This is a genomic window from Nostoc cycadae WK-1, assembly GCF_002897135.1.
GTDB lineage: Bacteria > Cyanobacteriota > Cyanobacteriia > Cyanobacteriales > Nostocaceae > Nostoc_B.
In genome coordinates this window covers 458,765-470,934 of sequence record NZ_DF978423.1, presented here as the reverse complement: position 1 = coordinate 470,934, position 12,170 = coordinate 458,765, and the positions used below count along the sequence as shown (strand labels likewise).

The window sequence follows — 12,170 nt, the reverse complement described above, 5'->3', positions numbered from 1 at the left end:
CAAAGACAGCACCTAGAAAAAATGCCACCCTTATACAGCTTCATGAAATCTTATCAATTGCTACAAGTGAAGCCCGTAGAAACCGCTAAAACTTCAAATAAATAAAACTTACTTTAGCTCTATGATTTAAGATCTCAACCTATATCTATTAAAAATCCCTATTATTTACAGCACGGCAAAAATAAAAGGTAAAAAAATGAAAATAATTCCATGTTTATCTAGGTCATTTACGTTGCAATTACTTGCGTTTACTGCAATATCTAGTGCGACAACTTTAAAAAATAATTCGCTATCCGCCTATGCACAAGAGACTCCTACTATTCCCCAAGCAACAACACAGCGGATTTGCTCTTTAGATCCTGTTGAAGATTTATTACCACCACCACAAGCCAAAACGAGTAACTCTTTATTTTCATACCTTGCCCAAGAAGGGTTTACTCAGAGCAAAGATGGTTCCTGGGTATGTTATGTCAACGACCCGAAAAAAGAAGGACGTTATTACACCTTATTTAAAGTTCAAGAGCAAAATGGCAAGCTAATTGGTAGTTCTTTTTTAGACGGTGGTACCTTGATTGAAGGTCAAGACAACCGCACCCTAGACTTTTTCATGAAGCTCATAGAGCATCATCTAGATGGCGATCAAGAAAATCGCCAAAGTATACGTAGATATTTAGAATCCTTTATATCTCTAGTCAAAGAAGGAAAAATCGCCGCTTCCCGACGTGGGTTTCTCTTTGACCAACCCAACCGTGCTTTAGTTCTCTACCACACCCTTGGTACAAGTGAAGATACTAGTACCGGAAAACTCAAAGGTACAGCAATTACCCTCAACATTCAAATACCTGATAAAGTCAATTCCAACTCAACCAAGAATGGTAGAACAACCTCTTTGAGGGAGAATATCAAACCTAATCAAAAATAATGCTGATTGTTTAATTGCGTGTGAGTAGTATTTCGTTTATTGACCAGGAGATGTATCTTGTTAAAATTAACTGTCAAAAGCATAGGGATTTCGTTAACGTCTTTGGCAGTATTAGTATCTGTTTGCCAGTCTGCTAACGCACAGCTAAATGTAGGGCAGCGTAAAATCCAAAGAGGACTGGAGCGAGAGTATCTCCAGTATCAGCTGGAAAACCGTAATTTAAGTGATGCGCTCGTCATTCCCGGATGTATTGTGGGTAGTGGTACTGGCTGTAATAAAACTGGAACAATTCTGCAACAATTATTAGCAGTGAATGGTGGCCCTAGTTACTACGATTTAGTAATTCGAGCCGCTGGGGGACAGCAAAACTACCAGAATTTCGCTGCTTTTTACGGCAACAATGAAAGACTTCCAGAAATTCCTTTTGCCTCGTTTTGGAAAAAGCAATCTCCATCAGTTGTGGATGGTTATCAATACGTTTTGGGTCAGTCTGTAAGCCGTAGTCCAGTTGCTGGTTTAGGAGCAGTTACTAAAAACTTTGCTTGGTCGCCAATCTCTAGAGGCGATAACTCTCTGAGTCCTCGACAAGGGTTATTAGATTTTAAATATTCTTTTGGACGCGAACTATTAGTTGAGGTATCTAAAATTCCGAATCTGGAACAGCAGATCCGTGCTTTAGATTTGCCACCTGACATGACGCAGTTTTATTTGAATAACCTCTCTCGTGGGTTAAATGCGTTGAAGGCAGGAAATGATCAGGAATTGCAAGAGAGCGTCTTAAGAATAGTTTCCTTTCCATATTCATCAGCATCTACCGCAGATGGCGACTATGGACGTGTGCCACTTGACACACCCAAAGAGCTAGATAATATCGAAGGTATACCCATAGTTGGCGAAGAACTCAGCCCCAACATAGCTTTATTAGAGCCAGAGTCATTCCTCTTAGATGCGGATACTGCCATTGCTCTAGACGTTGGCACTTTAGCTGGCAGTGCTTTTAATCCTTTATATCTCAGTCCTGCACTTTTATTTCTGTTATTCCTACTAGGTGGAGATGGTGGTTCTTCCTCCGCAGTCACAGTTCCCCCTGTTCCAGCAGTTCCAGTTACTCCAACACCAACGCCAACTACACCTCCAACCACACCTCCAGTAAGAGTGGATGAACCATCAACGCTGGCTGCCATAATATTACTGACACCTTTACTGTGCATACTCAGTTATAAAAAGCGCTCTGCTAAGGTCAGCAGTTATTTGAAATAGTTTTTTGTAGAACCTTGGAAAAAATTGCTGTCTTTAAATAAAAATCCCTCGGTAGCTTGCCGAGGGATAATTTAATTTAGTACTTTTCACCTAAAAATATCCCACTTCCATAGAATACCTATTCGTTTTAATATGAGTGTGCCAAAATGCCAAATCAAAAAATTGGCATACGGACAAAACTGAAAATAGTTAAATTATTATGACCAAGCTAATTGAATACGCAGAAGCCAGCGACGAAGTACGAGCAGTCTATGATGATATCCGGGCAACACGCCAAACAGACTACATTAATAATTTTTGGAAAGCTTTAGCTAATCATCCGCCGACTTTGCAACGCACTTGGCAAACACTCAAAGAAGTGATGACTAGCCCTGGTGAACTTGATCCGCTAGTACGGGAGTTGATTTATATTGCTGTGAGCGTGACAAATAATTGTGATTATTGTATATCTTCCCATACTGCTGCCGCCCGTGCTAAAGGGATGAACGATGAGATGTTTGGGGAACTAATGGCAATTATTGGCACGGCAAATATGACTAATCGCTTGGCTAATGGTTATAAAATTCCGGTAGATGAACAATTCAAGTCATAACAAGGAGTTTAGTTGAAAAACCTTGTGGCTATGTATAACTCAAATGACTAGTCTGAATTCTCTATGGCTACCAACATCAAGCAATGTAACTTTATTGCCAAATGAAGTTCATCTCTGGCGAATTGACTTGGATGTACCCGACTCACAGCTAGATTTTCTGGCTGCAACTTTATCTAGTGATGAACTAGCTCGTGCTAACCGATTCCGTTTTCTAGAACATCGTCAACGTTTTATTGCAGGCCGCGGTAGCTTGAGAAGTATATTAAGCCGTTACTTAAATATCGAGCCGCAACAAGTACGATTTGATTATGAACCTCGTGGTAAACCGCTGTTGGCTGATACTTTAGCCACTAGTGGTTTATTGTTTAACTTGTCACATTCTCAGGATTTGGCTTTGTGTGCAGTGAATTACACACGCAAAATTGGGATTGATTTAGAGTATGTGAGATCTGTATCTGATTTGGAAGCTCTGGCTGAAAGGTTCTTTTTACCGAGAGAATATGATTTGGTGCGATCGCTTCCTGCTGATCAACAACAAGCAGTATTTTTCCGCTATTGGACTTGTAAGGAAGCTTATTTAAAAGCCACAGGTGATGGAATTTCTCAATTAGAACAAGTGGAAATATCTCTCACACCTACACAACAGGCTAAATTACTCACATCCGCAGACTGGAGTATTGTAGAGTTTACCCCTGCTGATAATTATCATGCAGCTGTGGCTGTGGCTGGTTCTGGTTGGGATCTCAAGTGTTGGCAATTCACTACTATTTTTTAATTAATGATTATTTATCTTCCTGCATACTTCTAACAATTTTTGGCACTAACTTTCTCGGTACAAATCTGACAATTTTGGCTAGGAATTTATTCATCAAACCAGGAATCACCAAGGTTTTACCTTTCATCAAGGCATCATAACCAATTTGGGCTACAGTTTCAGCATCCATCATTTTCTGACGCTTCACCAGCTTGGAATCAGCCATCCCAGTTCTTTCATGAAAAGCTGATGCTGTTGTACCTGGACACAGCACTGTCACACTTACACCTGTACCTTCTAATTCATTGGCGATCGCTTCAGAAAAAGATAATACATAAGCTTTGGTAGCAAAGTAAACTGCCATCAAAGGCCCTGGTTGAAAAGCAGCAGCCGACGCTACGTTTAATATTTTACCTTCTCCTTGTTTAATCATATCTTTGAGGAATAATTTAGTTAAATGTGTCAGACATACTAAATTAACTTGCAGCATTTCTAGTTCAGCATTCAAGTTTGTATCGCTGAATAATCCATAAGTACCAAACCCTGCATTATTGACTAGTACATTAACTTGAATATTTGCTTGTTGTAACTCCCTAAATATTTCCTCTGGTGCTGTTGATACAGCTAAATCTTTGACAATCTCTTTGACAACAATAGGCAATTCTTGTTGAAATTTTGCAGAAACTTCTGTCAGTTTAACTGCATTTCTATCTACTAATACCAGATTATAATTGTTCCGAGCAAAAATACAGGCTAATTCGTAACCAATTCCACTCGCAGCCCCAGTGATAAGAGCAGTTTTTTTGCTCTCTGCTTGGTGTGTTGTGTTCATATTAGAAAATTGGTGAATTCTACTGGATTAATTTTTCATGAAATTACAGCGGTTATCCATTAATCACAATTAAATAACCTTGACGAATCAGTATCTAGGCGATTTATGGGATATGAAATTCTTAGATACTTTGATAATGCTTGAGTTAGAATTTAAACCAATGCAGTCATGTCAATTGAGCATTAGGATATTTATTGCTCAATTTCTGCAAAATGAAAGTAGTACTTAACTTTTATTTTTGATAGATAAGTAAGTAGTTACTCACATACGATAAATAAAATTTTATGCTGAACAATTCCTATCTTATATTCAACTGTTTAATTGATATGTCAGATATGAACCTTTATCTATAAAATCTGACATACCTGATTACTTCCCAACGCAGATATAGATTGATACCATCAAATACGATCAATCATTACTTTCTGCTCAAAATTCTGAACTATTTCTTGCCAGCAAATTCACAATATTTATTAGTGTAGAAACAACTCTTTAATTCCTGTACTGCCAATTTCTACGGCTAACGCTGCTAATAAAAAACCAAATAGCTGGGTCACAATTACCGTACCCTCAACCCCAATGAATTTATCAATCTGGTTCGCCAACCGCAAAATTAACCAAGTGACCAACATCGCCACCACAATACCCAGCACTACACCCAAATGGGGACTCTGAGATTTTGACATTAATAACATCACTGTCGTCAGCGTACCCGGCCCGGCTAATAATGGCAAAGCTAAGGGTGTAATTGCCACATCCCGTCCTGCTTCTTGAATGGGTGTATCTAGTTCTCCTCGCAGCATTTGTAAGGCGATTAACAACAGTAATAACCCGCCAGCCACCTGCAAAGATGCCATACTGACTTCGAGATAACTTAAAATATATTGACCAGCAAAGGCAAATAACAACAAAACTGAGATCGCTACAATACTTCCTTTATCAATCACTTTATTTCTATCTTCTGGTGTCATGCCTTTGGTTAAAGCTAAAACTATTGGTACATTGCCTACAGCATCTGCCAAGACAAACACCGCAACGAATGTTTGCACAAAAACGGAGGTATCCACAGTAGCGCGAGTTGATCAAGGTTCGATCACAACTTACCTTGAATCTGGCTCTGTTTTCTAGAATCTATAGGAATATTGCCATCAAAGGCGATCGCCCAAAATCAGCCTTTAATATTTCTTTGTCATCTTGTAACACATTTTTCTCACTAGGAATTATAATAAAGATATAAACCACTTGGGTCCGTAACGGTTTCGACAGGTTGGCGAACGCTACTCTGTGATTCAGGTCGAGAGTGAGTCTCCTCTCGCAAATCAAAGGCTCAAAAAAAAGTAAATGCGAATAACATCGTTAAATTTGCTCGTCGGGAAGCTCTAGTAGCTGCCTAAAACGCCTCTTATAGGTTCGAGCGTCTCTAGTTTGACTCCGTTAAGGATTAGAGACCAACCCCCAACGGATGCTCTAACAAGCGTTCTCTGGTTGGCTTGTTAGCTAAGATTAAATCAGAGCATCCTACGTTCGGGATAATGAACGATTCCCGCCTTGAGGGTCAGAAAGGCTAAACCTGTGAATGAGCGGGGAGTCAATACCCAATTTGGACAGCAGTTCGACTCTGCTCGGATCCACTAAAGATAACCAACTAATCCACCAAACAATTGTTTAGGTGGATTTTGTTTTATTGAGATAGAGAATAGAGAGTAAATTGTTTGTCCTTGATTTAAGACTGCTATAGTAGTTCAAACTAAAATTCAGATAATTTCCCATTGATTAATTCAGTAATTTGTTATTCAAAAAAATATGAGTATGAATGCCGAACAATTTGCTAGTGACAATTACTCCGGTATTTGTCCAGAAGCACTAGAGTATATGCTGCAAGCTAACCTTGGTAGTGCGCCAGCTTACGGTAATGATGAATGGACTCAAAAAGCAACTGACTATTTTCGAGAACTATTTGAAATTAATTGTGAGGTCTTTTTTACCTTTAATGGTACAGCAGCAAATTCTTTATCTTTAGCTGCATTATGTCAGTCATATCATAGTGTGATTTGTCATGAGACGGCACATATAGAAACAGATGAATGTGGTGCGCCAGAATTTGCTTCTAACGGTTCTAAATTGCTACTAGCTCCAGGCGAAAACGGCAAATTAACAGCGCAAAGCATAGAAGCCATTGTCACCAAGCGTCAAGATATTCATTATCCTAAACCTAAAGTTATTAGTATTACCCAATCAACAGAATTAGGAACTATCTATACCATTGAAGAACTTTTGGAGATTAAAGAAATTGCTCAGAAGTATAAATTAAAAATTCACATGGATGGCGCTCGATTTGCTAATGCTGTCGCTGCAATCAATAAAACCCCGGCAGAAATAACCTGGAAAAGTGGTGTAGATGTGTTGTGTTTTTGCGGAACAAAAAATGGTATGGCTTTAGGGGAAGCAATTCTTTTTTTTAATAAAGCCTTAGCAGAAGATTTTGATTATCGCTGCAAGCAAGCAGGACAACTAGCTTCTAAAATGCGGTTTATTTCTGCGCCTTGGTTGGGTTTACTAGAAACAGGTGCGTGGCTAAAAAATGCCCGTCATGCTAATCAATGTGCAGAATATTTAGAAAACCAACTATTACAAATAGATGGTGTAGAAATCATGTTTCCGCGGGAAGCTAATGCTGTGTTTGTCAAATTACCAGAGCAAGTTATTCAAAAGTTAAAAGAGCAGAATTGGCAATTTTATACATTTATCGGTGTCGGGGGAGTACGTTTTATGTGTTCTTGGAATACAACTAAAGCCAGAATGGATGAGTTAGTGAGAGATATTCAGGCAGCGATCGCCTAAAATAGTACAACAAATCATAAACAAATAAAGTGTCTAGCATCATCTGTTAAACTTTTTCTCTTAAGCTATGTCAGCACAACCGGGAAAAGACTAAATCCTTATACAAGTAATACTCAGTAATCCTAAATTTTGCTGAAGAAATATAAGCTTTTTAACTATGAACCATTGACTTTTGACTATGGACTATTAACTCTTGACTATCAACTAGCTCTTATATGTCAAAATCAAGATAAATTAGTACAGAAAGGTGAGCGATCGCTCTGAAAGCTAGATAAAGGATTGACCTGAGCAATGGCAGATGAAACCAATCACAATCAAGTTCCCAGCACCAGCGAACCAGTAGCCACAGATATACCTACTGCCAACACGCCAGACCCCAAAGCAGCCAACCCTAAAGCTAACCCTAACGCTGCTAAACCCGCCGCCGCGAAAGCCGCAGATGGAGAAGAAAAACCAGCTGCTGCTAAAGCCGCGAAAAAAGAGAAAGCCCCAGCCGTTGAAGATAAACCATTTCCAGAGTTTATCCAGCAAGAGTACTTACCAGCTTTACAAAAGGCGATCGCGGAGGAAGGCGTAAAAGATTTACAATTATCTTTTGCTAAACAAAAACTGCCCATCGCTGGCTTACCCTCAGACGAAGAATACTGGCAAGTTATTGGCAGTTGGCAAAATGGTCAGCGTCAATTTAACGTGTATTTCCCCGATGAAGATATTCAAGGGCAAAAAGGATTTTCATGCAACGAAGGCAAAAAAACCAGCACTCTTGAGTCATTCTTAATTGACGAACGCAAAACTACCCTTGACTTGTTGGTATTTGGCTTAGTGCGGCGCTTGAATAGTCAAAAATGGTTAGGTAGAAATTAGACATTCGGCAAAGAATAATTCCGTAAACTATTGTTACAAACCAATCCTTTGTTTTGTCAAAGGAAACATATCTCAGGAAGTAAGAGAAAGAAACTAATTTGAGCTTTCCTCTTGCTTTCTGAGATTTTTTAATATCCTTTTGGCAATTCACACCATGAGAAGTGCAACAAATTTTAAATTATTTTTATTTAAAAAAAATACAAAATTTAACCAGCAAATAGCTGGATTTAAAAGTAGTATAAATTCAAGCCTTAGTTATATATCAAATCAGTTAGACAGAGTAATGTAAAACACACTAAATCTCATGAATAGTGTAGCTCTCAAAATAGAGTAACCAGCACATTATTTTATAACTGATAGGAAAAATTCATTGCTGTGATTCAGGAGTTATTAATATGTTTCAATTTTGGCAAAATCGACTATTGAAATTGTTTTTTGTAGTCATTCTAACTATAACCTTAATATTTCCAGGAAATACTGCCTTAGCAGCTAAATCTACAAGTATAATTCCCGAACAAATGGTATTTGTAAATCAAAATGTTATGCAGAAGCCCATTGTTATAGCACTATTAGGTCTAAGTCAAATGCGCGTAACATCCATAAAAAATTCTAGTACTCAGCCAGGTCAAGTAATTGTTGTACTCCAAGGGACTAGTGTCAAAAAAACTAGCATTTTATCGCTCGCCCCAGGAGAAGAATTACCACTAAATCTTGACACCTGTTTTACCACAACAACAACCGTACAATTTGCTGATGCGGTTACAAAACTTCAAACTCAGCAAACACTTTCTGCTCTGAATTTTGCAACTGTGTCTTCAAACACAATGGATTTTAAAGGTTACAAGGTTAATTACCAAGTTTCGCCTCAAACTTGCCCATCCTAGGCAATACAATATAGCAGTCCGATCTAATTTTTGAAAAGCTCAGTAGGAGCGAGCATCTGTTCGCTCCTAAATTTGAGGAAGATGAAGTGTGATTAACTATCACTAAATAATAGCTATTTGTTTAATTTTTGCTCAGTTATTTATCACAAACCTATCTTAAATACATTAACAATTAACTCAGGCACACAGCATAATGAAGAATTACATTTTTAACTCTTGCTTAGTTAGTGGCATAATATGGTGTTGTCTGACTCCGATAAACGTTACTCAAGCTCAAATTATTCCTGATACAACAATACCTAAAAGTTCTGTTGTTACACCCAATAATATGACATGGGAAATTACAGCAGGTACTGTAGCAGGTAATAACCTTTTTCATAGTTTCCAGAAATTTAGTATTCCTGAAATGCACACAGCAGATTTTATAAATCCTAGTGCAAATATTCAAAATATTTTAGTTAGGGTAACGGGTGGAAGCCGTTCTGATATTTTCGGGACTCTCAAAACTTCTGGAATTGGTAGTCCAAACTTATTTTTGCTGAATCCTCATGGAATCTTATTTGGCTCTAATGCTAGTTTAAATGTTGGTGGCTCATTTGTGGCTACAACAGCAAATGCGATCGCATTTGGCAATCAAGGTTCTTTCAATGCTTCTGTCCCCAATAATCCAGCATTGCTTACAGTCAATCCTTCGGCTTTTTTATTCAACCAAATTATTGGTTCATCTATTACCAATAAATCTACATATCAAAATCTATCCACACCATCTGTAATTGGTCTATCAGTTCCTAATGGTCAAAGCTTATTGTTATTAGGTGGTAGTGTCACCTTAGATGGCGGACATTTATCTGCTCCAGGTGGAAGAATTGAATTAGGAGCAGTAACCGGACAAGGAAGTGTAGAACTGAATACAAATAATCAGAATCTGCGTTTGAATTATCCCCAGAACTTAACGCGAGGCGATATTTCAATTATCAAAGGATCTGCCAATGTGAATGTGAGTTCTAATAGTGGCGGTAGTTTGATAATCAATGGCAGAAATATAGAAATTACAGGTAGTCAGCTAACAGGTGGTCTGACCGATAATGGAACTCAGGCGGGAGATATTATCATTGATGCAACAGAAAGGATAAATATTACAGAGAGTAACATAACCAATAATCTTGGAGGCTTTTTTACTTCAGCCACAGGTAATACTGGCGGTATTGATATCAAAGCTAGATTACTGTTTTTGAATGATAGTTTCATTAATAGTGATGTGGGCAATATTTTCTCTTCAGCCACAGGTAATACTGACGGTATTCATATTCAAGCTGGGTCAGTATTATTGAATAATACGACATTGAGTGCTAGTACCTATGGAACAGGAAATACTAGTGGAATCTTGATAGAAGCGAGTGGTGCTGTTTCTATTGGCAATAACAGTGTCATTAGTAGTGATATTAATAGTGGTGCAATAGGCAACACAGATGGTGTTCAAATCTTGGCTGATTCGGTTTCTTTAAGTAGTACGAATGGGAATAGTAGATTGACTGCCATCTCTTCAGGACAGGGTAATACAAATGGAGTATTGATAAAAGCTAATAATTCTGTTGTGTTAACTAACAGTTCCATAAGCACGACTGCGACTCAAGAGAGTACTGGCAATGCTAGTACTCTGAATATCCGAGCTAGAGACATTTTTTTAGATGCCTCCTCCTTAGACTCATCTGCCTTCAATACAGGGGTTTCTGGCAACATAATAATTAAGGCTCAAAATATCTTCTTAAAAAACAGAAGTTTTATTGGAACTCCAGTAGATGGTATGGCTAGTCCAGGACTAATTGATATTAATACTAGAAACCTAACTTTAACTAATGGTGCAGCAATTTCATCTGCAACCACTGGGTCAAGAAATGGTGGAAACATTCAAATTAATGCTACTGATTCGGTCAAATTAGTAGGATTTTCTCCAGACCCAAAATTCAGATTTTACACTTCAGGTTTATTTACTGACACCGTGGGTAATGCGATTGGTAAAGCGGGAAATATTGACATTACAACTCGGAGTTTGCAGATAACAGATGGAGCATTAGTGAGCGCCAGTAGTGGTAGTGCAGGTACTGGCGGCAACATTAATATTATTGCCGATACCGTTGATTTAAATAATGGTGGTCAAATTCTGACTAGTGCTTCCAATATTGGGAATGCAGGTAACATTACTATCGAAGCAAAAAATAGGGTGAGTATTGCTGGTAGCGATCCTACTTTTGCAGCGCGTTTGGCAGAATTTGGTAGTGACTCAATTAATAATGACGGTGCTAATAGTGGTTTATTTGCTCGTGTGCGAGGTCGTGAACGCGCCAGTGCTGGGGATATCACAGTAAATGCTCGTTCTTTACTACTAAATGAGCAAGGCACAATTACAACGGGGACAACTGCTGGTGAAGGGGGAAATATTAATCTCAATGTGAGAGATATTGTATTACTGCGAAATGGTAGTAGTATTTCCGCCAATGCAGGTACTGCTAACGCGGGGGGTAATGGGGGAAACATCAATATCAACACTATATTTTTAATTGCTGTCTCTGGTGAAAATAGCGACATTAGCGCCAATGCTTTTAATGGTAGGGGTGGCAGAGTAGATATTACCGCGCAAAGCATTTTTGGGATTACGCCACGTTTTAGAGACACAAGGTTTAGTGATATTACTGCTAGTTCTCAACTGGGAGTCAATGGAGAAGTTACTATTACTACCCCAGAAGTTGATCCTATCCAAGGCTTAAGTGAATTGCCTGCTACAGTTGTTGATAGCTCAACATTACTGGCAGCTGATTGTTCAAAAGACGACGAGAATGACAATAGCCAATTTATTGTGACGGGACGTGGTGGATTACCTGACAATCCTTATGAAGTGCTGGGGAATGATGTTCTGTGGTCAGATACTCGCGGAAGAGAGATTATCGCTAGACGAAATCAACCCGTAACTACGAAATCACCTTCTGTAAACAAAACCGTGGCAATTGTACCTGCCAATGGTTGGGTCTTCAATGGTGCCGGGGAAGTTACTCTCATTTCTGATGTATCTGGGACAGCTGATAATCCTTTAAAGTCTAATGCTTACGCCTGTCCCAAAGCAACAGCGATGAAATAATTGCCGATAGTTCAAATTTGCAGAGAAAAAGTTTGAAGTATTGTTGCAACTCTTAACGTTTCACATACCAGTTTTCCGCTGCCCCTTG

At 38.6% G+C, this 12,170-nt stretch carries 10 protein-coding genes and 1 other RNA gene; 9 read left to right on the top strand and 2 right to left on the bottom strand.

The features are described from left to right. Nucleotides 1-196 precede the first annotated feature (196 nt). From NCWK1_RS06260 to hetI, 4 genes are all read left to right on the top strand, one after another. Entirely contained in the window at nt 197-922 is a 726-nt protein-coding gene (locus NCWK1_RS06260) for a hypothetical protein (RefSeq protein ID WP_096581240.1), read from the top strand. A 57-nt stretch (nt 923-979) separates the two neighbouring features. Further along, nucleotides 980-2,182 carry a hypothetical protein gene (locus tag NCWK1_RS06255; RefSeq protein WP_146033952.1) on the top strand — a complete coding sequence of 401 codons (1,203 nt, stop codon included), beginning with the start codon at nt 980-982 and terminating at the stop codon, nt 2,180-2,182. 199 nt (nt 2,183-2,381) lie between these two features. Beyond that, nucleotides 2,382-2,774: a carboxymuconolactone decarboxylase family protein gene (locus NCWK1_RS06250; protein WP_103124109.1), complete on the top strand. Its 393-nt coding sequence runs from the start codon at nt 2,382-2,384 to the stop codon at nt 2,772-2,774. A 43-nt stretch (nt 2,775-2,817) separates the two neighbouring features. Further along, nucleotides 2,818-3,549: a 4'-phosphopantetheinyl transferase HetI gene (gene hetI / locus NCWK1_RS06245; protein ID WP_103124108.1), complete on the top strand. Its 732-nt coding sequence runs from the start codon at nt 2,818-2,820 to the stop codon at nt 3,547-3,549. A 7-nt stretch (nt 3,550-3,556) separates the two neighbouring features. On the opposite strand, the gene NCWK1_RS06240 is transcribed toward hetI, so the two are convergent. Next, entirely contained in the window at nt 3,557-4,360 is an 804-nt protein-coding gene (locus NCWK1_RS06240; RefSeq protein WP_096581234.1) for an SDR family NAD(P)-dependent oxidoreductase, read from the bottom strand. Nucleotides 4,361-4,833: 473 nt separating this feature from the next. Further along, entirely contained in the window at nt 4,834-5,427 is a 594-nt protein-coding gene (locus tag NCWK1_RS06235; RefSeq protein ID WP_103124107.1) for a MarC family protein, read from the bottom strand. Nucleotides 5,428-5,604: 177 nt separating this feature from the next. On the opposite strand from NCWK1_RS06235, the gene ssrA reads away from it, so the two are divergent. The 5 genes from ssrA (at nt 5,605) to NCWK1_RS06210 (ending at nt 12,082) form a co-directional block, all read left to right on the top strand. Then, nucleotides 5,605-5,994, top strand: a transfer-messenger RNA (tmRNA) gene (gene ssrA, locus NCWK1_RS06230). Nucleotides 5,995-6,163: 169 nt separating this feature from the next. After that, nucleotides 6,164-7,201, top strand: a complete 1,038-nt coding sequence (locus NCWK1_RS06225) for a threonine aldolase family protein (protein WP_103124106.1) — start codon at nt 6,164-6,166, stop codon at nt 7,199-7,201. 291 nt (nt 7,202-7,492) lie between these two features. After that, complete coding sequence (locus NCWK1_RS06220) at nt 7,493-8,065, top strand: DUF2996 domain-containing protein (RefSeq protein ID WP_103124105.1); 573 nt, start codon at nt 7,493-7,495, stop codon at nt 8,063-8,065. Between the two features lie 395 nt (nt 8,066-8,460). Further along, nucleotides 8,461-8,949: a hypothetical protein gene (locus tag NCWK1_RS06215; RefSeq protein ID WP_103124104.1), complete on the top strand. Its 489-nt coding sequence runs from the start codon at nt 8,461-8,463 to the stop codon at nt 8,947-8,949. A 193-nt stretch (nt 8,950-9,142) separates the two neighbouring features. Further along, nucleotides 9,143-12,082: a two-partner secretion domain-containing protein gene (locus tag NCWK1_RS06210; RefSeq protein ID WP_103124103.1), complete on the top strand. Its 2,940-nt coding sequence runs from the start codon at nt 9,143-9,145 to the stop codon at nt 12,080-12,082. Nucleotides 12,083-12,170: the final 88 nt, after the last annotated feature.